At 59.6% G+C, this 22,701-nt stretch carries 20 protein-coding genes; 14 read left to right on the forward strand and 6 right to left on the reverse strand.

All coding sequences use genetic code 11. The features are described from left to right. Window positions 1-229: 229 nt before the first annotated feature. Complete coding sequence (gene cysQ / locus BLP23_RS18940; protein ID WP_092586389.1) at window positions 230-1,048, reverse strand: 3'(2'),5'-bisphosphate nucleotidase CysQ; 819 nt, start codon at window positions 1,046-1,048, stop codon at window positions 230-232. 300 nt (window positions 1,049-1,348) lie between these two features. Between cysQ and BLP23_RS18945 the strand changes: the two genes are divergently transcribed. After that, the gene (locus BLP23_RS18945; RefSeq protein ID WP_092586390.1) at window positions 1,349-2,038 is read left to right on the forward strand and encodes a VOC family protein; all 690 of its coding nucleotides are present in this window, start codon (window positions 1,349-1,351) and stop codon (window positions 2,036-2,038) included. A 133-nt stretch (window positions 2,039-2,171) separates the two neighbouring features. On the opposite strand, the gene BLP23_RS18950 is transcribed toward BLP23_RS18945, so the two are convergent. Then, complete coding sequence (locus tag BLP23_RS18950; RefSeq protein WP_092586391.1) at window positions 2,172-2,654, reverse strand: methyltransferase family protein; 483 nt, start codon at window positions 2,652-2,654, stop codon at window positions 2,172-2,174. Between the two features lie 328 nt (window positions 2,655-2,982). On the opposite strand from BLP23_RS18950, the gene BLP23_RS18955 reads away from it, so the two are divergent. From BLP23_RS18955 to BLP23_RS18990, 8 genes are all read left to right on the forward strand, one after another. Next, entirely contained in the window at window positions 2,983-3,375 is a 393-nt protein-coding gene (locus BLP23_RS18955; protein ID WP_092586392.1) for a VOC family protein, read from the forward strand. A gap of 406 nt (window positions 3,376-3,781) precedes the next feature. Further along, the gene (locus tag BLP23_RS18960) at window positions 3,782-4,684 is read left to right on the forward strand and encodes a branched-chain amino acid ABC transporter permease (protein ID WP_022716958.1); all 903 of its coding nucleotides are present in this window, start codon (window positions 3,782-3,784) and stop codon (window positions 4,682-4,684) included. 4 nt (window positions 4,685-4,688) lie between these two features. Further along, complete coding sequence (livM, locus tag BLP23_RS18965) at window positions 4,689-6,080, forward strand: high-affinity branched-chain amino acid ABC transporter permease LivM (RefSeq protein WP_092586393.1); 1,392 nt, start codon at window positions 4,689-4,691, stop codon at window positions 6,078-6,080. After that, window positions 6,080-6,958, forward strand: a complete 879-nt coding sequence (locus BLP23_RS18970) for an ABC transporter ATP-binding protein (RefSeq protein WP_092586394.1) — start codon at window positions 6,080-6,082, stop codon at window positions 6,956-6,958. Before livM ends, BLP23_RS18970 begins: the two co-directional genes overlap by 1 nt. After that, window positions 6,958-7,686 (forward strand): ABC transporter ATP-binding protein, encoded by a 729-nt coding sequence (locus BLP23_RS18975; RefSeq protein ID WP_022716961.1) that lies wholly within the window; start codon window positions 6,958-6,960, stop codon window positions 7,684-7,686. The genes BLP23_RS18970 and BLP23_RS18975 overlap by 1 nt, the downstream gene beginning before the upstream one ends. 24 nt (window positions 7,687-7,710) lie before the next feature. Next, complete coding sequence (locus BLP23_RS18980; protein ID WP_039845680.1) at window positions 7,711-8,064, forward strand: DUF6867 family protein; 354 nt, start codon at window positions 7,711-7,713, stop codon at window positions 8,062-8,064. A 120-nt stretch (window positions 8,065-8,184) separates the two neighbouring features. Further along, window positions 8,185-9,306: a branched-chain amino acid ABC transporter substrate-binding protein gene (locus BLP23_RS18985; RefSeq protein ID WP_092586395.1), complete on the forward strand. Its 1,122-nt coding sequence runs from the start codon at window positions 8,185-8,187 to the stop codon at window positions 9,304-9,306. 135 nt (window positions 9,307-9,441) lie between these two features. Next, a complete protein-coding gene (locus BLP23_RS18990) occupies window positions 9,442-10,410 on the forward strand; it encodes a 2-hydroxyacid dehydrogenase (RefSeq protein ID WP_092586396.1) in 969 nt (322 codons plus the stop codon). Between the two features lie 26 nt (window positions 10,411-10,436). Here BLP23_RS18990 and BLP23_RS18995 read toward each other — a convergent pair whose 3' ends face one another. From BLP23_RS18995 to BLP23_RS19010, 4 genes are all read right to left on the reverse strand, one after another. After that, a complete protein-coding gene (locus tag BLP23_RS18995; protein WP_092586397.1) occupies window positions 10,437-11,621 on the reverse strand; it encodes an acyltransferase family protein in 1,185 nt (394 codons plus the stop codon). Between the two features lie 139 nt (window positions 11,622-11,760). After that, a complete protein-coding gene (locus tag BLP23_RS19000; RefSeq protein ID WP_092586398.1) occupies window positions 11,761-12,186 on the reverse strand; it encodes a GNAT family N-acetyltransferase in 426 nt (141 codons plus the stop codon). Between the two features lie 48 nt (window positions 12,187-12,234). Continuing rightward, entirely contained in the window at window positions 12,235-13,152 is a 918-nt protein-coding gene (locus BLP23_RS19005) for a response regulator transcription factor (RefSeq protein ID WP_092586399.1), read from the reverse strand. After that, entirely contained in the window at window positions 13,145-16,531 is a 3,387-nt protein-coding gene (locus BLP23_RS19010) for a hybrid sensor histidine kinase/response regulator (protein WP_092586400.1), read from the reverse strand. The genes BLP23_RS19005 and BLP23_RS19010 overlap by 8 nt, the downstream gene beginning before the upstream one ends. A 354-nt stretch (window positions 16,532-16,885) precedes the next feature. Between BLP23_RS19010 and urtA the strand changes: the two genes are divergently transcribed. From urtA to urtE, 5 genes are all read left to right on the forward strand, one after another. Further along, entirely contained in the window at window positions 16,886-18,178 is a 1,293-nt protein-coding gene (gene urtA, locus BLP23_RS19015; RefSeq protein WP_074069277.1) for an urea ABC transporter substrate-binding protein, read from the forward strand. A 119-nt stretch (window positions 18,179-18,297) separates the two neighbouring features. Further along, on the forward strand, window positions 18,298-19,917 hold the full coding sequence (urtB, locus tag BLP23_RS19020; RefSeq protein ID WP_092586401.1) for an urea ABC transporter permease subunit UrtB: 1,620 nt from the start codon (window positions 18,298-18,300) through the stop codon (window positions 19,915-19,917). After that, window positions 19,914-21,077, forward strand: coding sequence for an urea ABC transporter permease subunit UrtC (urtC, locus tag BLP23_RS19025; RefSeq protein ID WP_092586402.1), 1,164 nt, complete (start codon window positions 19,914-19,916; stop codon window positions 21,075-21,077). Before urtB ends, urtC begins: the two co-directional genes overlap by 4 nt. Before the next feature lie 6 nt (window positions 21,078-21,083). Next, complete coding sequence (gene urtD, locus BLP23_RS19030) at window positions 21,084-21,839, forward strand: urea ABC transporter ATP-binding protein UrtD (protein WP_092586403.1); 756 nt, start codon at window positions 21,084-21,086, stop codon at window positions 21,837-21,839. 73 nt (window positions 21,840-21,912) lie between these two features. Continuing rightward, the gene (urtE, locus tag BLP23_RS19035; RefSeq protein ID WP_092586404.1) at window positions 21,913-22,608 is read left to right on the forward strand and encodes an urea ABC transporter ATP-binding subunit UrtE; all 696 of its coding nucleotides are present in this window, start codon (window positions 21,913-21,915) and stop codon (window positions 22,606-22,608) included. Window positions 22,609-22,701 lie beyond the last annotated feature (93 nt).

The following is a 22,701-nucleotide window of genomic DNA, read 5'->3' on the forward strand; positions in this document are numbered from 1 at the left end:
CGCTCAAAGCAGAATTGCGCTAACCTCGGTCTTCCCGGCGCCGGGTTCGTATTGGGCGGTGCCGGTACGAATGATCGAAAGCCAGACGTTCAAACTCGTCGTTGCCGGCTCCTCGCCGGTCCACAGATCGCCGGTTCCAATTAGACACCCATCCCTTCGGACGGCGTTTCGAGGGAGGGCCGCCTGCCTGCCGTCACGGTCAGCTGCACACCATTCGTCTTTTGATTTTCTAAGGGTTTTCGCCCGAAGCCATGCGCATCTGCACAGCCGTTTCCTTGCCGCCCCATGAGATGAAGTCGGGATTGGCGAAGTCGAAATCCGCCTTGCCGCCGGTTTTGCCGTAGGTCAGCGGCAATCCGTCCATTGTAACAGTCGTGCCGCCCGCAGCGCGCAGGACCGCGTCGCCCGCCGCAGTGTCCCATTCCATCGTCCGGCCGAAGCGCGGATAGACGTCGGCCTTTCCCTCGGCAAGCAGGCAGAATTTCAGCGAAGAACCGATATTGGTGCATTCCGAGATCGCCTGCTCGAAGAGAAAGCTGTCAGTCGCGGGGCTTTTGTGGCTGCGGCTGGCAAGCGCGAGGCGCTTGGCAGGTGGTGCGCGGACCGTGATTGCAATGCGTTCCCTCACCGTAAAATCGGCGTCGACGAGGAGTTTTTCCGCGTGTCCCGCCTCGCCTGCAAAAGCAATACCGAGTGCGGGTGCATAGACGATACCCGCAAGCGGCACGCCACGCTCCACATAGGCAATGTTGACCGTGAATTCGTGCCGCCTGTCAACGAATTCGCGCGTACCATCGAGCGGGTCGACAAGGAAGAAAGCCTTTCCCTCGATATCCGGCACGTGGCCGGCCGCCACCGATTCTTCGGCAATCACCGGAATATCCGGATAGCTGCGCGCAAGATGGGCAAGGATGATCCTCTCTGCTTCTTCGTCCGCGCGGGTCACGGGACTTGAATCTGCCTTTGTCGCGACAGCGCACCCTTCTTCGAAGATCGCGATGATCGTTCTACCCGCCTCAAGCGCCGCCTTTTCGAATATCGCTAACATGTTCCCCTCAACGGATGTCAGCATCCGCAAGCAGTATAATGACATATATGGTGATCGAGCCACCTTTTTGCGCGGGGCAGCTGTCATTCGAGAAAATAGATTGATGGCGGCCGCGGTGGCAACGGGCCATACGAGGAGCTAGTGGTTCCTCATCAGGACAATCGGAATTCTCCACAACGAAGGTTAGCGCAGGGTCCATTAGCACCACAGCATAATTGATTCGACTGCATCCCTCCGCTGTGATCCACTCGCTTGGGCATGTGCCGCCGCCCTGAAGGCTGCCAACCTAAGGAGCTCCACATGAGCAATAGCCAGGAGCACAGCAAAACTGTTGTCGAGACCCCGGGAACGCAGACGATCGACATGAAGCTCGAGATCGTCGTTATTCCTGTTTCGGACGTGGATCGCGCTAAGGGCTTTTACAGCGACCTGGGTTGGAGGCTCGACGCCGACTTCGCCGCCGATGAGGGCTTTCGCGTTATCCAGTTTACGCCGCCTGGCTCCGGGTGCTCGGTTATCTTCGGCCAGAACGTCACCGCAGCAGCACCCGGCTCCGCGCGGGGCTTGTACCTAATCGTCTCCGACATCAACGCCGCCCGACGCGAGTTGCTCGGCCGTGGGGTCGAAGTCAGCGAGGTGTTCCACGACGCCGGCGGTGTGCACGCTGGCACTGACGAACCCTACCTGTTTGGGCGGCTCCGGATCTCTGGTCCGGATCCCGAGCATCGCAGCTACCGCTCGTTCGCCTCATTCAGCGATCCAGATGGTAACGGCTGGTTGCTCCAGGAGATTACCGCCCGATTGCCCGGACGCGTGAACGCCGACGTCACGACATTCACCTCCTCCACAGAGCTCGCGGCCGCCCTCCGGCGTGCGGCTGCCGCGCACGGCGAGCACGAGAAGCTGACAGGCGAGTACGATGAGGGCTGGCCGGACTGGTACGCGGAGTACATCGTCAGCGAGCAGGCCGGCAAGCAGCTGCCATCATAAGGGCGGTACCGACAGCAACCACGACGGTCGTTGCAAAGGTATGTCCGTTATGCGCCACCGAGACCTGACCTTGCCAATGATGCCGCGAATGTCGCGTCTCGCCCGTTCTGTGGTTGGGTGCCCCTTCGTCCCGCTACAGCCACCGCCTGACGCGGGCTTTGTAGGCGAGATAGACGCCGCCGAACTTCCGCTCGAGATAGGCTTCCTCGCGGGCGACTACGCCGTAGCGGATGACGAGATAGAACGGCACCAATAGGAGGATGAGCCACAGACTGTCGATGGCGATGGCCAAGCCGATGAGGCCGAGGAACATGCCGAAATAGATCGGGTTGCGCGTGAAGCGGTAGGGTCCCTCGTCGACAATCGTGGTCGTTGGCTGGGTGGTCGGGATCTGCGTCCCTGCCCGGCGGAAGGCCCCCGCCGCCCAGATCAGCAGCGCCAGGCCGGCGAGGAACACGATGCCGCCAAGCATTCCGGCCGGCATCGCCTCTGGCAGGAACGGCAGCCGATAGAGCCAGTCGAGCGCGAGCCCGGCAATTACAGCGAGCGCCCAGGCGATCGGCGGCCGTACCGCCGCGCCTGAACTGTCGCGCCAATTCCCGCTCACCTCGTTCATGCCGCCGCCCGCCCGATCTGCTCCCGAGCCTACCAAGGCCCTAACACCTGTGGGAGCTTACGTTGCTTCCAAAGAGATTTGAAGTCAGAGGGGACGGCCAAGGATCGGATTGGGCCGACACCTCTCGCTATGCGAATGTCAGCTCCAGAAACGCGACGGATTTTGACTTAAGATGCACGTTTTCCGATGAAGCGGCTGACCTTTGTGATCGTGCAGATCCGCGCCGCCTCAGCTCAAAGTGTGACTGCTCGGAACAAAGAGCCGGGCGGGCGTGTTAATCGGCGAAACCCACCGCGTTGAAGCTCCGCCTCATTTCCGTGAGACCAAGATGGCCATCCATTTCAATCATACCATCCTGTCGGCTCGTGACAGTAAGGCTTCGGCAGATTTCCTGGCCGATATGCTGGGCCTGTCCCCGCCGCGGAGCTGGGGGCCGTTCCACATGGTCACGACCGACAACGATGCAAATCTCGACTATATGAATACGAAAGGTGAGATCGTACGCCAACACTACGCCTTCTTGGTCGGCGACGCAGAATTCGACGCGATATTCAATCGAATTCGAGAGCGAAACCTTCGTTATTGGGCCGATCCCGGCCAGAGAAAGCCAGGCGAAACCAATGACCACGACGGTGGACGCGGTTTCTATTTCGAAGATCCGAACGGTCACCTGCTCGAAATCATCACGCGCCCTTATGGCAGCGGCGGGTGGAACCCGTGAGAGTTGGCATTGGCGCATTGCTAATTTAGAACGCCCGACAGGCCGTTCCTTTGAAACGTTTTTCGCGTCCGGCCTTTGGATTTCGTAGGAAATTGCCAAAAGTTCCGGTTTTATGGAATAAGTGCCATCCTTAAAGCTGCCGCCTTGCCCGCCTCGCAGGCGATTTAATTAATCCACAGCCGGTTTCTGGCTAAAAATTCCTCAGGGAATGCCTCTTTAATGTGGATTTTGGTCCGAAACGCGCCATTTACGTCCGTTTCGCCAAGAATCTGACCCAGTAAAGCCTTTTTGTCTTCACATTTTCGCGGAAAACGGTATGGATGCCGCATATGAGGTTCCGATAAAAGGGAACTACAGACCAAAAAGAGATGCAGTCATGTTGGCTCGCATCCAGGGGAAATGACATATGGAGTATTTCGTCCAGCAGCTCTTCAATGGGCTGACGCTCGGATCCATCTATGGCCTTGTCGCTATTGGCTACACGATGGTTTATGGCATTATCGGCATGATCAATTTCGCCCATGGCGATATCTTCATGCTCGGTGGTTTCGCCGCTCTTATCGTCTTTCTCGTTCTCACATCTATCTTTGCGGGCTTTCCGGTCGCAGTTCTTCTGCTGCTGATGCTTATCGTTGCGATGCTGATGACGAGTTTGTGGAATTGGACGATCGAGCGTGTTGCATACCGGCCGCTGCGCGGTTCCTTCCGCCTGGCGCCGCTGATCACCGCTATTGGCATGTCGATCACGCTCTCCAACTTCATCCAGGTGACGCAGGGTCCGCGCAACAAGCCGATTCCGCCGCTCGTCGGTTCGGTTTATAATATCGGCGGCATTTCGATCTCGCTGAAGCAGATCATCATCATCCTCATCACCGTGGTGTTGCTGGCCGCCTTCTGGTACATCGTCAACCGCACGGCGCTCGGACGCGCCCAGCGCGCGACGGAGCAGGACCGCAAGATGGCCGCTCTTCTCGGCGTCAATGTCGATCAGACAATCTCCATCACCTTCATCATGGGCGCGGCGCTCGCCGCCGTCGCCGGCACGATGTACCTGATGTATTATGGCGTCGCCTCGTTCAACGACGGCTTCACGCCCGGCGTCAAGGCGTTTACCGCAGCCGTTCTCGGCGGCATCGGCTCGTTGCCGGGTGCCGTTCTCGGCGGACTGATGATCGGCCTCATCGAATCGCTCTGGTCCGCCTATTTCACGATCGCCTACAAGGATGTCGCGACTTTTGCGATCCTCGCTTTCGTCCTGATCTTCAAGCCGACCGGCATTCTCGGACGGCCGGAAGTCGAGAAGGTATAACATCATGGCAAACATCGAAAATTCTGCTGGCAAGCCCGCACCCGGGCTTGTCCAGAAAGGCCTTACGGAAGCCTTCTTCGCGGCCCTCCTTTCTCTCGGTCTGTTCGTTCTCTATGTCGGCCTCAAGACCGACCAGAACATCAACAACGAGCTCATCATCGTTCAGCGCTGGGGCCTGCTTGCGATCTTCGTGGCGATCGCGGCGATCAGCCGCTTCGTCATCGTCGTTTTCGTCAAGCCGAACATCGACAAGCGCAAGCTTGCCAAGGCGAAGCAAGGCGAACTCGAGATCTCGACCGAGAAGGGTTTTCTCCGCCAGCATTTCCTGAAAATCGCGCTTGTCGCGCTTCTGCTCTATCCGGTGGCCATCTACGCGGCTTTCGGTGCGCAGGGGTCGCTGAAATGGGTCGACAACTTCGGCATCCAGATCCTCATCTATGTGATGCTCGCATGGGGCCTTAACATCGTCGTCGGCCTTGCCGGTCTGCTCGACCTCGGTTACGTCGCCTTCTATGCGGTCGGTGCCTATTCCTATGCGCTGCTCTCCAGCTATTTCGGCCTGTCATTCTGGCTTCTGTTGCCGATGTCGGGCATCCTGGCGGCGCTTTGGGGTGTCATCCTCGGCTTCCCCGTCCTGCGTTTGCGCGGCGACTATCTCGCTATCGTGACGCTCGCCTTCGGTGAAATCATCCGTCTCGTGCTCATCAACTGGACGGCTGTGACCAAAGGCACATTCGGCATCTCGGGCATCCCGAAGGCGACGCTGTTCGGCATTCCTTTTGATGCGACGTCGGGCGGCTTTGCCAAGCTCATGGGCCTTCCGATGTCGTCGGCCTACTACAAGATCTTCCTCTTCTATCTGATCCTGGGCCTCTGCATGCTGACGGCCTACGTCACGATCAGGCTTCGCCGCATGCCGATCGGCCGTGCCTGGGAAGCGCTGCGCGAGGACGAAATCGCCTGCCGTTCGCTCGGCATCAATACGGTCACGACCAAGCTCACAGCCTTTGCGACCGGTGCGATGTTCGGCGGCGTTGCCGGCTCGTTCTTCGCAGTGCGCCAGGGCTTCGTCTCTCCGGAATCCTTCGTGTTCCTGGAATCGGCCGTCATCCTGGCCATCGTCGTCCTCGGCGGCATGGGCTCGCTGACCGGTATCGCGATTGCTGCGCTCGTCATGGTCGGCGGGACAGAATTGCTGCGCGAGATGGACTTCCTGAAGGCCGTCTTCGGTCCGGATTTCACGCCGGAACTCTACCGCATGCTTCTCTTCGGCCTCGCCATGGTCGTCGTCATGCTGTTCAAGCCGCGCGGCTTCGTCGGCTCGCGTGAACCGACTGCCTTCCTCAAGGAGCGCAGGGCAGTTTCCGGAAGCTTTATCAAGGAGGGGCACGGCTGATGAGCCCCGCAGAAATGACGACAATGTCCAGCGATACCCTGCTCAAGGTCGAGCATCTGTCGATGAAGTTCGGTGGCCTCATGGCCATCAACGACCTGTCCTTCGAAGCCAAGCGCGGTGACATTACCGCGCTGATCGGGCCGAACGGCGCCGGCAAGACGACCGTCTTCAACTGCATCACCGGCTTCTACAAGCCGACGATGGGAATGATCACATTGAACCAGCGGAGCGGAAAGCAGTACCTGCTCGAGCGCCTGCCGGATTTTCGCATCACCAAGGAAGCTCGTGTCGCGCGTACCTTCCAGAACATCCGCCTGTTCTCAGGTCTCACCGTTCTGGAGAACCTGCTCGTTGCCCAGCACAACAAGCTGATGAAGGCATCGGGCTATACGATCCTCGGCCTTCTCAACATCGGCCCGTACAGGAAAGAGGCTGCAGCATCCATCGAGCTCGCACGCTTCTGGCTGGAAAAGGCCGATCTGATCAGCCGCGCCGACGATCCTGCAGGCGATCTGCCCTATGGCGCGCAGCGGCGTCTCGAAATCGCCCGCGCCATGTGCACCGAGCCGGAATTGCTCTGCCTCGACGAGCCCGCCGCCGGCCTCAATCCGCGTGAATCGGCAGCTCTCAACGCATTGCTGCAGGGAATTCGCGCCGATACCGGTACGTCGATCCTGCTCATCGAACACGATATGTCGGTGGTCATGGAAATCTCCGACCATGTCGTGGTGCTGGAATACGGGCAGAAGATTTCCGACGGTACGCCGGAGCATGTGAAGCACGACCCGAAGGTCATCGCGGCCTATCTCGGTGTCGAAGATAAGGAAGTGGAAGAGGTCATCGCAACTGTCGAGAGCCTCGAAGGGGGCGCAAACTGATGGCCGGCGAACAGCTTCTCAAGGTTCAGGGCGTCGAAACCTATTACGGAAATATCCGTGCGCTCGCGGGCATCGATGTCGACGTCAACAAGGGTGAGATCGTCAGCCTCATCGGCGCCAACGGCGCCGGCAAGTCGACGCTGATGATGACAATCTGCGGCAGCCCGCAGGCGCGCACTGGCGCGGTGATCTTCGAAGGGCGCGACATCACTCGCATGCCGACGCACGACATCGCGCGGCTTCGCATTGCGCAGTCGCCGGAAGGCCGCCGCATCTTCCCGCGGATGACCGTCACGGAAAACCTGCAGATGGGTGCGGGCCTCGACAACCTCAAACATTTCAACGAGGACGTCGAGAAGATCTTCACGCTGTTCCCGCGCCTCAAGGAGCGCCATGCGCAGCGCGGCGGCACGCTTTCCGGCGGCGAGCAGCAGATGCTATCGATCGGCCGTGCGCTGATGGCGCGCCCGAAGCTGCTGCTTCTCGACGAGCCGTCGCTCGGTCTCGCGCCGCTGATCGTCAAGGGTATTTTCGAGGCGATCAAGAAGCTCAACGAGCAGGAAGGCCTCACCGTTTTCCTCGTCGAGCAGAATGCATTTGCTGCCCTGAAGCTCTCGCACCGCGCTTACGTGATGGTGAACGGCAAGGTAACGATGAGCGGGTCCGGCAAGGAACTGCTCGCCAATCCGGAAGTCCGTGCCGCCTATCTCGAAGGCGGAAGACATTGAGCCGGGCAGAAGGGAGAGTTTGATATGCAGGGACTTTTCTTCGAACCGGATACGGGCGTGCGGATGGTCATCCGCGGGCTGGTCGTGCTGATCGGGTTCTGGACGGCATGGCGCGCCGGCAGGGCTGCAGCTGAAAGCTGGAGCAACTATCCGCTGGTGGTCGTCTACACCTTCCTGCTCGCCTGGGTGATGCAGTTCCTGCATCATGCGCTCTTCAACGGGCCGATGCTCAGCGCCTTCTTTTACATCATAGATTTCGTGCTGCTGCTCGTCTTCTCGACGGCGGGTTTCCGTTATCGCCGCACCAATCAGATGGTCAACAACTATTACTGGCTGTACGAAAAAACTTCCGCCTTCTCGTGGAAGGACAAACATTGACAGTCCGTTGAAACTAGGCATGAATTGCCTTCAGAGTGGAACAGCTTTCCTGGCGCAGTCAATGGTGGGTAATGCGCCGGGTCTTGGACCGGAACCCGCCCAAAAATTGGGAGTAAGAATATGAAGAAATCTCTTCTGTCGGCAGTGGCACTGACGGCGATGCTCGCCTTCAGCGGCAACGCCTGGGCCGACATTCTCATTGGCGTCGGCGGTCCTCTGACTGGCCCGAACGCTGCGTTCGGCGCTCAGCTTCAGAAGGGTGCCGAGCAGGCAGCCGCTGATATCAACGCCGCAGGCGGCATCAACGGCGAGCAGATCAAGCTCGAACTCGGTGACGACGTCTCCGACCCGAAACAGGGCATCTCGGTCGCCAACAAGTTCGTCGCTGACGGCGTGAAGTTCGTAATCGGCCACTTCAACTCGGGCGTTTCGATCCCCGCATCTGAAGTCTATGCCGAAAACGGCATCCTCGAAATCACTCCGGCTGCAACGAACCCGGTGTTCACCGAGCGCGGCCTGTGGAACACATTCCGTACCTGCGGCCGTGACGACCAGCAGGGCGCGATTGCCGGTAAGTATCTTGCCGATCATTTCAAGGACGCCAAGATCGCTGTCGTTCACGACAAGACACCTTACGGTCAGGGTCTTGCCGACGAGACCAAAAAGTCTCTGAACGCTGCTGGCGTCACCGAAGCCATGTATGAAGGCATCAATGTCGGCGACAAGGACTTCTCCGCCCTCATCGCAAAGATGAAGGAAGCCGGCGTCTCGATCATCTATTGGGGTGGTCTGCACACCGAAGCCGGTCTCATCATCCGTCAGGCTGCCGACCAGGGCCTGAAGGCAACGCTCGTTTCGGGCGACGGTATCGTCTCGAACGAACTTGCTTCTATCGCTGGCGACGCAGTTGCCGGTACGCTGAACACCTTCGGCCCGGATCCGACGCTCAACCCGGCCAACAAGGAACTCGTCGAGAAGTTCAAGGCTGCCGGCTTCAACCCGGAAGCTTACACTCTCTATTCCTACGCTGCCATGCAGGCGATCGCCGGTGCTGCCAAGGCGGCCGGTTCAACCGATGCGGAAGCCGTCGCAACCGCGATGAAGGAAAAGGGTCCGTTCCCGACCGTTCTCGGCGACATCTCCTTCGACGAAAAGGGTGACCCGAAGATTCCGGGCTACATCATGTACGAATGGAAGAAGGGTCCGGACGGCAAGTACAGCTACTTCCCGCAGGGTATGTAAGCTTCGCTTGCACGGTCCAGTACCGTTTACGGAAGCCCGGTCTCGACCGGGCTTCTTTCTTTTTCGACAGACGTTTCAATTCTTGCGGTCATCCTCTAGTTCTTTGAGGCGTAGAATTTTGAGACGGAAGCACCAATGTCCCGACCGCGCATCCTCGTCACCCGCCGCTGGCCCGCCGCGGCAGAAGCCGCCCTTGCCGAACGTTTCGACGTAACCTTCAACGAGAAGGATATTCCGCTTGGTCTCGATCAAATGCGGCAGGCGATGGCAGCCTATGATGCGGTCCTTCCCACCGTTTCCGACAAGCTGCCTGCCAGCGTTTTCGAAGGCGATATCCGCACCAAAATTCTCGGCAATTTCGGCGTCGGCTACAATCACATCGAGATCGCCGCGGCCAAGGCGAAAGGTATCTTGGTCACCAATACGCCCGGCGTCCTCACCGACTGCACCGCGGACATTGCCATGCTGCTGCTGCTTGCCGTTGCCCGCCGGGGCGGGGAGGGTGAGCGCCAGCTTCGCCACGGCGCGTGGAAGGGCTGGTGCCCGACGCACATGATCGGCACAAAGGTGGCCGGCAAGAAGGTCGGGATCATCGGATTCGGCCGCATCGGTAGGGCCTTTGCGCAGCGCTGCCATTCCGGCTTCGGGATGGACGTCGTCTTCTACAATCGCTCGACGGTCGATGCCGCGGAGGCTGCGCGCTACGGGGCTCGCCAGCTGGCGACGATGGAGGAGGTGCTGGCCGCTTCCGATTTCGTTTCGCTCCATTGCCCCGGCGGTGCGGAGAACCGGCATCTGATGAATGCAGCGCGCTTTGCGGCGATGAAGCCAGGCGCGTTTCTGATCAATACGGCGCGCGGCGACGTAGTCGACGAGGAGGCACTGATCAGCGCCCTTCAGGCCGGCAGCATCCGCGGCGCGGGGCTCGACGTCTACGAAGCGGAACCGCACGTGCCGGAAAAACTGAAGTCGATGGAGAATGTCGTCCTGCTGCCGCATCTCGGCAGCGCGACGGAGGAGACCCGAACGGCAATGGGCATGAAGGTGGTGGAAAACATCACCGCCTTTTTCGACGGGCGTGAGCCGCCCGATCGCGTCGTTTGATTTCGTTCCTTTTGGCGCAGGATCACCTACCGCGAGAGCTGGCGGTCGGGTTCGCTTGTTGCAATCTTCCTGCCATGACCGCTCAAGCCGAACAGGACGCGTGCCGGGCCAGGCAGGAAGTCGACACAGACGGCGAACAGCACCGAAAGCAGGATAGTGGTGGCCGTGACGATCGAATAGCTCACGGCGACCGGCATATCGAGCGGTAGGACATAGTACAGCGCGGCCACCGTTACGGTTTGATGCACGATGTACAGCGGGAATACCAGCCGGTTCATCGCAGCAAGCTTTTCGCTGGGCTGATTGAAGTGATGAGCCGCAAATCCAACGAGCGTCAGGATCATGCTCCAGGCCAGCAAGAAGATCCCTGTCTTGAACAGCGGCGTATTTTGCGCATAGCTGCCGATTGCCTGGTCTGCCGGCACCATCCAGGCGTAGCGATAGAGCAGCCCGCTTGTCACCAAAGCGATCGCTGCACTGACGAAGCGCCGGCCGATGATCGTTTCGATTAGCACACTGTGATAGCGGGCCATGAGAAAGCCCAGTCCGAACCAACTTGCCCAAACGGCAAACCACGCCCCGTCATTGTAAAGGGCATTCGTTTGCTTCGGAAAGAAGGGTGAAAGCGCCAGGTTGAGTGCGAGCGGCAGCAGGAAGAAGAGGTAGATGAAGCCGGTTTTCGAAGTGCGTTCGAACCAGGCTGCGATCTTGTTTCCGGGCTGGACCAGATATCCGAAGATGGGATAGCAGATCACCGACATGACCAGCAGATAGGCGACGAACCACATATGCGCCCAGGTGAAGTTGCCCTTGGGGTAGCGACCTTCGGTGAAGTAGCGGGTCGTCCAGAATTCGAGAAGTGAACCCTGATAGCCGTTCTCGTACATTCGTTCGTACCACACCTGCGGCACAACGATCACCGCCATGGCAAAGAGGAGGGGTATCAGCAGACGAAACGTGCGCTTGCGCAGGAAGGACAGGCTGCCTGCCGTGCCGAAGGTAAAGGCCGCTCCCATGCCTGAGACGAAAAATAATAGCGCAAGCCGCCAAGCGCGCGGGAAGTCCATGAGCAGCGAAAGCGTGGTGCTTGTCTTGTCGCTGTGGATCAGCCAGTTGATGTCGGGCAGGAAGGATGCCGACGAATGGTAGACGAGCAGAATCGCGAAGGCGAAGATCCTCAGCCGATCCACATAGTAAAGCCTGCTTTTCATGCCCGCCGCCTGCCGCTCAATCGCCTATGGTGCCTTTTGCATACGCGCAAAGGATTTAAGGATCGCTGCCAAAGCTTGGTAAAAATATTCCTCCTGCCGGAAGGCGCGGATCCCCAGCCCATGATGAAATGCGTGCCAATCAGGCACTGCCGGCCGCCAGGTTCAGTTCGAAAAGCAGTTCGTTGTCCTTCTCGCCAATCAGTTCCCAGCCAGCTTGACGGTAAAGCTGCTCGGCTCTTGTTCCGGGGTCTGTTGTCAGCCAGATGCGATCATGGCCTGCATCCTTCAGGACCGAACAGGCGCTGGCAAGAAGGGCCGTTCCGATACCGCGCTTTGCGTAAGCATCATCGACAAACAGCGCCCAGATGTTGCCATTGCGCGGGTCGCCGGCGGAAAAGCCTTGGATATTGCCATCCTGTTCCCAGACGAATATTCCCGGGTTTGCGATAAACCAGCGCAGATCATCGAGTGTAATCTTGGCGGGATCGGATAGCCTGTTTTCACGAACGCTGTTTCGGATTTCCACGATGCGTGCGATATCCCGTTCTTTCGCCTTGCGGATCAATATCTCCAGCCTTTGCCGTGTCGGGCTCTCGATAAGCTGCCCAGACGTTCATATCTCATGCAGCACATGCGCCGCCTTAACCGCAGCCGAGGCCCGGTTTTCGACGCCAAGCTTCACGTAGATCTGTTCCAGGTGCTTGTTCACAGTGCGTGCCGACAATCCCAAAATTTCACCGATATCGCGGTTCGCCTTGCCCTTGGCAATCCAGAGCAGCACCTCGGATTCGCGCTGGGTCAGGGAGAAATGCTGGCGAAGCACGGCGTCGTCGCTGCGTTGATTGGCGGCGGTCAGGCGGAAGAGATATTCGTCGGGCCCGATGGTTCCGAGGAAACCGAGTTGAAGCATTGCCTGGCCCGCGTTGGCGATGGAGATGACGGCATCGCGCCCCGCTGCAGCGCGTATTTTCATCCACTCGGCAATGTGACGGGTGACGATGTCCATGCCGTCGTCACTGCCCGTCGCTGCATTGACGAGGCGGGTTGCCTGCGGCGTCGACCAGTGAACGGCACCGTCGCCTCTGACGGCAAGCAGGTGACGTCCAGCAGCGTCCAGGGCCACGCGGGCGCTTTGCGCCGAACGCGCGTTGCGTAGATGCACCCGAATGCGGGCGCGAAGCTCATCGATATTGATTGGCTTGGTCAGATAGTCGACCCCGCCAGATTCCAGCGCGTGGACGACGTGTTCGGTTTCGGTGAGACCGGTCATGAAGATCACCGGCACCTGGCTGACGGCCGCATTGGCCTTGAGCTTGCGGCAGGTCTCGAAGCCATCCATCGAAGGCATGACGGCATCGAGCAGGATCAGATCCGGCGTGATGCGCTCGACGATGTTCAAGGCCGCAGAGCCCGAGGTTGCGATCAGCACGGAAAAACCGGATTGCTCCAACGCATCGGTCAAGAAGCCCAGCGCCTCGGGGGAGTCGTCGACCAGCAGAACGATATCGCGGGGGAGGGCCGGTTCAGCCAATGGTTTCTACCTTTTCGTCGAAGCCGTGCAGGAAAGTCATGAAGCCGGCGAGATCGAAGGCGGCGACATAGGTGCGGAGTTCATCCGTAAATGGCTGATTTGCCTCCACCTTGGCAAGGTCTGCAAGCTTGGCTTCGATGCCGCGGATGTAGCCGATCTCGCCGAGGCGGAGCAATTCCTCGATATGCGCGAAACCGGGGCTTTTCATCGGCGGCTGAGCCACGGGAACGGTTACCTGGGCGGCGTCGGCATAGATCCACTTCAGGCCAAGATGCAGCGCCAGCTTGTCGCGAAGCTGCTTGATATCGACCGGCTTGCCGATTGCATCGCTGTGGCTGCCGTCGCTGTCGGCGGCGGCCGCTGCGTCTCCGATATTGGCGGAGAGCATGACGATCGGGGAGGTCTGGCCGGTTTCGCGCAGACGCGATACGAGTTGCCAGCCGTTCATCCCGGGCATCGAAATATCGACGAGGAAGAGGTCCGGCTGGATGCCTTCGATCAGGGTGAGGCAGTCGGGGCCGTTGCCCGCCGTCAGCATGACGAAATCGAGCGGCACCAGGATTTCCCGCATCATCTCGCGATGATCTTCGTTGTCGTCTACGACGACAATCGTCCGACGCGGGCCGTCATAGCTGACGATCTTCTTTTCCTGGGGCGGCGCGATCATTTCGCGCATCACGGCAAATAGCATCAGGCGAACGCGGAAGGTCGAACCCTTGTCCTTCTCGCTGCTGACGGCGATTTCGCCGCCGAGCGTGTTGGTGAGGAGTTGCGTGATCGTCAGGCCTAATCCAAGCCCCGGCATGGGGCGGATGCTATCGGCCTCACCCCGCTGGAAAGGCTCGTAGATGCGGCTTAGGTCCTTTTCGGCAATGCCGCGACCGGTGTCGGAAACGGTGAAGGTCGCGACCTGGCTGCGATAGCCGACGTCGAAGGTTACGCTCCCTTCGTCGGTAAACTTGATGGCGTTCGAAAGCAGATTGACGAGGATTTGGCGCAAGCGTTTCTCGTCGGTGCGGACGAACTGCGGTAGAGACTGAGAGCGGTCATGCCTGAAAGCCAGACCCTTCGCCTGCGCCTGCGGGCGGAACATGTCGACGATCTGGTCGAGGAAATCGTGGATGTTGATTTCATTCGTATAGACCTGCAGGCGGCCCGCCTCGATCTTGGAAATGTCCAGCAAACCGTCGATCAGGCCGGAAAGATGCTCGGCGCTGCGGCGGATGACCTTGATGGATGACTGGCGCGGCGCAGGGATGGTCTCGTCTCGCTCCAAAATCTGGGCGTAGCCGAGCACGGCGTTGAGCGGCGTACGCAGCTCATGACTCAAGCCCACGACATAGCGGCTTTTCGCCCGGTTCGCGGCTTCTGCCGCCTCCTTTGCATTCTGAAGCGCTGCGTCGGTTTTTTTATGCGCGGCGATTTCCCTCAGCAGCAGTGTGTTTTGACGCGAAGATTCCTCTTCGGCGACGACGCGGCTGTCATGCGCCAGCACGTAGAACCAGCAGACAACGCCGGCGATGACAGAGAAGACGAAGAAGACGATCAGGATCGTGCCGTTGACGACCTCCGCCGTTTCCGGAGAGGCCGAGGCGACCTGATGGGCAATCATCGCAAGGATCGCGCCGACCGCTGTCAGGGCCAGAACCACAGCGATGCCGTAACGTCCGAGGCGGGTCGACAATTTCTCGATTACCGTCTCCGGCAGCAAGGTCTTGGCGACGGTGCCCACCTGCGTGTTGAAACGCGCCTTCGGCTTGCACATGTCGTGGCAGCGACTGTCGAGCGAGCAGCAGAGCGAGCAAATCGGCGCTGCATAGGCCGGGCACCACGCCATGTCCTCCGGCTCGAACGGATGTTCGCAGACGGAACAGGTGATGTTCGTCAGATTCTTCCAACTGTGACGCGGTTTGCGTGCCAGATAAAACTTGCCCTTCGTCGCCCAGGCGATCAGCGGCGAGGCTGTGAGCGCGATCACCAGGGTGATGTAAGGTGCAAGCGAAGCGGCGAGCGCGCCGAAGGCGCCGAAATGCGCAATCAGCGCCATCGTCGCCGAAAGACCCATGGCGCCGAGGCCGACGGGATTGATGTCGTAGAGATGTGCGCGCTTGAACTCGATGCCGGGCGGTGCAAGGCCGAGCGGCTTGTTAATGAAGAGATCAGCCGAAATCGTGCAGAGCCAGGCCATGGCGATGATCGAGAATATCCCGAGCGTTTCCTCAAGCAGCCGGTAGATCCCAAGTTCCATGAGAAGCAGGGCGATCGCCACGTTGAAGATCAGCCAGATAACGCGGCCGGGGTGGCTATGGGTCAGGCGCGAGAAAAAGTTCGACCACGCGAGCGAGCCGGCATAGGCGTTCATCACGTTGATCTTCAACTGCGAAATGACCACGAAGGCGGCCATCAGCAGCAATGCTCCGATATGCCAGGGGATCATGTAGCCGAAAGCGGTCAGATACATCTGCGCCGGATCGGCGGCGCGGTCGACGGGAACGCCGGCACTTAACGTCAGCACGACGAGAAAGGAGCCGGCAAGCAGCTTCGGTGCGCCGATGATCACCCAGCCGGGGCCAGCCAGAAAGACGGCGAGCCGATGATGCAACTTGCGCTGCCCGTCCGGCGGCAGGAAGCGGAGAAAGTCCGCCTGTTCGCCGATCTGGGACATGAGGGCAAGGATCACGGCCGAAGCGGCGCCGAACTCCATCAGGTTGAAATCCGCGATTGTACCCGGCGGGCCTGAAGCGTGACGAATGCCAGCGAAGGCGCGCCAGAGATCGAATTTCTCCCAGTCCAGCATCGCGATGAAGATAAAGGGAAGGATATTCAGCACGATCCAGAAGGGCTGGGTGACGAGCTGGAACCTGCTGATCAGCTTGACGCCGTAGGTCACCAGCGGGATCACCATGACGGCGCTGACGATGTAGCCGATCCAAAGAGGGATGCCGAGCGTCAGTTCCAGCGCGCCGGACATGATCGAAGCTTCGATCGCAAAGAGCATGAAGGTGAAGCTGGCATAGATCAGCGAGGTGATCGTCGAGCCGATATAGCCGAAGCTTGCGCCGCGCGTCAGGAGATCGATGTCAACACCGTGCCTGATTGCATAGCGGCTGATCGGCAGGCCGATCGCGAGCATGGCGATCGAGGCGACGACGATCGCGAAGAAGGCGTTGGTCGTGCCATAGGAGAGGGTGATGGCACCGCCGATGGCTTCGAGCGCAAGAAAGGAAATCGCACCGATCGCCGTCTGCGAGATGCGCTGCGAGGAAAATTGCCGGGCGCTCTTGGCGGTGAAGCGCAGCGCATAGTCTTCCAGCGTCTGGTTCGCGACCCAGCGATTATATTCGCGTCTCACCGGAATGATGCGTTGGCGCGCTGCCATGCCTATTTTCTAGCGCTCTCGATAAAGTGATCATTGAATAGGCAGCTTTGGCAGGAATGACGGAAAACGCAAGAGGTGCAGCCCCGCAAGTTCACAGAACAGCCATATTTTTGAAACGCGTCCGTCACAGCCAAATCCTACCACTCCGGCATGGCAGCGATGACGTTGAAGACCCTTCCTTTATAGGGAGGGTCAAAATCTCCGCCGCACCTCGCGCCGACCTGCCCATTTCGCCCCCACCTCTACGTCATATTGCGTATACGGTTTTGCGCTGCAGCCCCCGATAGTTCTTTAAGCAACAGTTAATTTCCGTTTCCGGCCTGTTGCGGAACAAAATGAGGGGAGTTCAACCAGATGAATCTCAAGTCCTATGTAACGGGCGCCGCGCTTGGCGTCGTCATGGCGGCGTCAGCCGCCTTCCACGGAGCCGCTGCCGCCGACGACACGATCAAGGTTGGCGTTCTGCATTCGCTCTCCGGTACCATGGCCATCTCCGAAACGACGCTGAAAGACGCCATGCTGATGCTCATCGATGAGCAGAACAAGAAGGGCGGCCTTCTCGGCAAGAAGCTCGAAGCGGTTGTCGTCGATCCAGCCTCCGATTGGCCGCTGTTTGCCGAAAAGGCACGTGAGCTGATCGAAAAGGACAAGGTTGCGGCCGTCTTCGGTTGCTGGACCTCGTCTTCGCGCAAATCGGTCCTGCCGGTTTTCGAAGAGCTGAACTCGTTGCTCTTCTACCCGGTTCAGTATGAAGGTGAAGAGTCTTCGCGCAATATCTTTTACACGGGCGCTGCTCCGAACCAGCAGGCGATCCCGGCCGTCGACTACCTGATGGAAAAGGAAGGTGTAAAGCGCTTCGTGCTTGAAGGCACCGACTACGTCTATCCGCGCACCACCAACAAGATCCTGGAAGCCTACCTCGTATCCAAGGGCATTCCGAAGGAAGACATTATCGTCAACTACACGCCGTTCGGCTTCTCCGACTGGCAGACGGAAGTCTCCAAGATCAAGGAATTCGGCTCGTCCGGTAAGAAGACCGCCGTCGTCTCCACCATCAACGGCGACGCCAACGTTCCCTTCTACAAGGAACTCGGCAACCAGGGCATCAAGGCAACCGACATCCCGGTTGTCGCCTTCTCGGTCGGCGAAGAAGAGCTTGCCGGTCTCGACACCAAGCCGCTCGTCGGTCACCTCGCAGCCTGGAACTACTTCGAGTCGGTCGAAAGCCCGGCCAACAAGAAGTTCATCAAGGAATGGCACGCCTTTACCAAGAACGACAAGCGCGTGACCAACGACCCGATGGAAGCCGCCTATATCGGCTTCAACGCCTGGGTTAAAGCTGTTCAGGCTGCCGGAACGACCGATACCGACAAGGTTCTCGACAGCATCATCGGCACCACGGTCCCGAACCTCTCTGGCGGCTATGCCACCGTCATGCCGAACCACCACATCACCAAGCCGGTGCTGATCGGCGAAATCCAGGCTGACGGCCAGTTCGAAATCGTCCAGGAAACCTCAGCCGTCGTCGGCGACGAATGGTCCGACTTCCTGCCGGACTCCAAGGACCTGATCTCCGATTGGCGCAAGCCCATGAACTGCGGCAACTTCAACGTTGCAACGGGCAAGTGCGGCGGCAAGGGCTCCTGAGTACGAACCCGATCCGTTGACTGCCTGAAGCCTTCCGTCCGGATCCCTTGTCCGGGCGGAAGCTCCGTCCCGAGCGATTGCTGCCTCAAGGCCAACGACAAGCCAGGCGAGAGAGCCCCATGTTTCGCGCCATCAAGATTTTCCTTTTGACGATCTGCCTTGCCCTGCCGGCCTTCGCCACGGCGCTCGAGGCGCAGGACGATATCCACGCCCTTGTCGATGCACTCGGCGCCGGTGGCTTTCCGGAGCGCGAAGCCGCCATCAAGGCTCTTGTGGCTTCAGGAGATCCGCATGTCGGCCAGATCCTGCAGCAGCTGGGTGACGGCAAGCTTTACGTGAACTCCGAAGAAGGCGGCCCCGTTCTCCTGCAGGGTGGCACAGACGACGAGCCGACCTATTCCGACCCGATCACCGGCGAAGCTATCGCCGATATCGATCCGGACTACATGTCCAAGGTCAAGATCAACAATTCCCTGCGCGGCGTGATCGCCAGCGCCATGAGCACGCTGACGCTGCTGAGCCCGGACCGTTCCGCACGGCTTTCCGCCGCTCAAGGGCTGCTGAAAGATTCCGACCCTTCCAACCTTGAGCTTCTGAACTCGGCGCTCGCCGATGAAAAGGATGCTGAAATCAAGAACACGATGGAAGCGGCCCGCGCCGTCATGATGCTCAAGAGCGATGTCAGTGCCGAAGACAAGAAGGCGGCGATCGATACAATCGCGGCGCGCGGCGACCGCAATGCGCTCACCATCCTGACCACCGCGATGGAGACTGCACCCGACGATCTGAAGGCCAACATCGAGGCCAACATCGCCGGTATCAAGCGCAATCTGGCGCTCTGGGATATCGTTCAGAACGTCTGGTACGGCCTGTCGCTCGGCTCGGTGCTGCTGCTCGCGGCAATCGGGCTTGCCATTACCTTCGGTGTCATGGGCGTCATCAACATGGCGCATGGCGAAATGGTGATGATCGGCGCTTACACCACCTATGTCGTGCAGGAACATATCGCATCGAACTTTCCCGAGCTCGCAACCTATTCGCTGGTGATTGCGGTTCCAGCGGCCTTCATCTTCACCGGCTTTGTCGGCCTCGTCATGGAGCGCATGGTCATCCGCTATCTCTACGGCCGCCCGCTCGAAACGCTGCTTGCGACATGGGGTGTGTCCCTCATCCTGCAGCAGGCGGTGCGCACGATCTTCGGTCCGACCAATCGCGAAGTGCGCAATCCAAGCTGGATGTCCGGCGCCTTCGAGCTCGGCGGGCTGTCGATCACCTGGAACCGCATGTGGATCATCGTCTTTTCAATGATCGTCTTCGTGACTTTACTGCTGCTCCTGAAGCGCTCCGCCTTCGGCCTGCAGATGCGCGCGGTCACGCAGAACCGCCGCATGGCGTCGTCCATGGGCATCCGCACCGGCTGGGTCGATGCCTTCACCTTCGCGCTCGGCTCCGGCATCGCCGGCATGGCGGGTGTGGCGCTTTCGCAGATCGACAACGTCTCGCCGAACCTTGGACAGAGCTACATCATCGACAGCTTCATGGTCGTGGTCTTCGGCGGCGTCGGCAATCTTTGGGGCACGCTGGTGGGTGCGTTGTCGCTCGGCGTGGTCAACAAGTTCCTTGAGCCCTTCGCCGGCGCAGTGCTCGGCAAGATCCTCGTGCTCGTCCTCATTATCCTCTTCATTCAGAAGCGTCCGCGTGGGCTCTTCGCACTCAAAGGAAGGGCGGTGGAAGCATGATTACGGCCTTCCTTCTCCGGTCTCTCGATCGCAAGATTTCCATTGCCATCGCCATCCTGCTCATGGTCGCCGTGCTGGTGCCGGTTCTGAACCTCATGACAGGTCCGGAGAACCCGTTGCATATCCCGACCTACATCATGGCGCTGTTCGGCAAATACCTCACCTATGCGCTGCTGGCCTTGGCCCTCGATCTCGTCTGGGGTTTCTGCGGCATCCTTTCGCTCGGTCACGGCGCCTTCTTCGCGCTCGGCGGTTACGCGATGGGCATGTATCTGATGCGTCAGATCGGGTCGCGCGGCGTCTATGGCGACCCGATCCTGCCCGACTTCATGGTGTTCCTGAACTGGAAAGAACTGCCCTGGTTCTGGTACGGCTTCGACCAGTTCTGGTTTGCAGCGCTGATGGTGCTGCTGGTACCTGGGCTGCTCGCCTTCGTCTTCGGCTGGTTCGCCTTCCGTAGCAGGGTCAACGGTGTTTATCTATCGATCATCACCCAGGCGATGACTTATGCGCTGCTGCTTGCCTTCTTCCGCAACGACATGGGCTTCGGCGGCAATAACGGCATGACCGACTTCAAGGACATCCTCGGCTTCAACGTGCAGGCCGACGGAACGCGCGCAGCACTCTTCGCCGCGACCGCAATCCTGCTGGCGCTGTCGCTGCTGATTGCTTCGGCCATCGTGCGTTCGAAATTCGGCAAGGTGCTGGTCGGTGTGCGCGATGCGGAAAGCAGAACGCGCTTCCTCGGCTACCGCGTCGAACACTTCAAACTCTTCACCTTTGTCGTCTCGGCGATGATGGCGGGCATTGCGGGCGCGCTCTACGTGCCGCAGGTCGGCATCATCAATCCCGGAGAATTCGCACCGGCAAACTCCATCGAGGTCGTCATCTGGACGGCCGTCGGCGGCCGCTCGACGCTGATCGGTCCGATCATCGGTGCGATTCTGGTCAATGGCGGCAAAACAATCTTCACCGGCCTTTTTCCTGAGTTCTGGCTCTTTGCACTCGGCGGCCTCTTCGTTGCCGTCACGCTGTTCCTGCCGAAAGGTATCGTCGGCACGATCGCCCCATACCTCGGCAGGAAGAAGCCGAGGACGGAAACCGCGCCGCCTGCTTTTCAGGAAGAAGGCGCCGATGCAAAAATCCAGGCAGCGGAGTGAGCGGCTATGATCCCGGATATCAAACCCAACAGCGTGCTCTACCTCAATAATGTTTCGGTTTCCTTCGACGGCTTCAAAGCGCTGAACTCGCTTTCGATCGTCATCGAGCCCGGCGAGCTTCGCGCCATCATCGGCCCCAACGGCGCCGGCAAGACGACGATGATGGACATCATCACCGGCAAGACGCGGCCGGATGAGGGCGAGGTTTATTTCAACGGCGAGATCGACCTCACGAAGAAAGATGAAGCCGATATCGCCCAGCTCGGCATAGGCCGCAAATTCCAGAAGCCGACGGTCTTCGAAAGCCATACGGTCTGGGACAATCTGGAGCTCGCGCTCAATCGCAAGCGCGGCGTGTTCCCGACACTCTTTTATCGCCTCTCGTCCGACGACAAGGCTCGCATCGAGGAAATCCTTAAGACCGTGCGGCTGACGCATCGTAGCAACGAGCTGGCAGCCAGTCTGTCTCACGGGCAGAAGCAATGGCTGGAGATCGGCATGCTGCTCGCACAAGAGCCGAAGCTGTTGCTTGTCGACGAGCCGGTTGCCGGTATGACCGATGCCGAAACGGTGGAGACGGCGATCCTGCTCCGGGAAATCGCCAAGACTCGCTCCGTCGTCGTCGTCGAACACGACATGGGCTTCATTCGCGACCTTGGCGTCAAGGTGACCTGCCTGGCGGAAGGCTCCGTGCTTGCCGAAGGGTCGATCGATTTCGTGAGTTCCGATGCGAAGGTGATCGAGAATTATTTGGGGCGGTGAGGATGTTTGATCTGTTTGTCGTTGGCAGGGCTCTGACCCTTCCCCAACCCGCAACGCGCCAGGAGGCGGCCTCATGCTGACAGTCGAAAACGCAAACCTGCACTACGGCGCTGCACAAGCGTTGCGCGGCATCTCGATCAAGGCGGAGATGGGTAAGATCACTTGCGTGCTGGGGCGGAACGGCGTGGGGAAGAGTTCTCTTCTCCGCGCCGTCACCGGCCAGCATCTGCTGTCGGCCGGAACGGTGAGCTTCAATGACGTGGCGTTGAACGGCCTGCCGCCTTATGCGCGCGCCAAGCAGGGTATCGGCTATGTGCCGCAAGGGCGCGAGATTTTCCCGCTGCTCACCGTCAAGGAAAACCTCGAAACCGGCTTTGCTCCGCTTGGCCGCCGCGACCGCAACATCCCCGACGATATCTTCGGCCTCTTCCCGGTGCTGAAGTCGATGTTGTCCCGTCGCGGCGGCGACCTTTCCGGCGGGCAGCAGCAGCAATTGGCGATCGGCCGGGCCATGGTGACGCGGCCGAAGATCCTTGTGCTGGACGAACCGACGGAAGGCATCCAGCCCTCGATCATCAAGGATATCGGCCGGGCAATCCGCTACCTGCGCGACTCGACCGGCATGGCGATCCTGCTCGTGGAGCAGTATCTCGACTTCTGCCGCGAGCTTGCCGACTACGTCTACATCATGGACCGCGGTGAGATCGTCCACGAGGGTTTGGCGGATACGCTCGATACGCCCGAGGCCAGGCGCCACCTGACCGTCTGAGCGGCATATGCCGCTTTCCAAGGCAGCTTCCATGTTCTGGGCACCGTGTCCGCCGCCGTTCCTTCAAGATCGGCACGCGGCATAAAAATTGCT

The sequence above is a fragment of the Rhizobium mongolense subsp. loessense genome (assembly GCF_900099775.1).
Taxonomy (GTDB): Bacteria; Pseudomonadota; Alphaproteobacteria; order Rhizobiales; family Rhizobiaceae; genus Rhizobium; species Rhizobium loessense.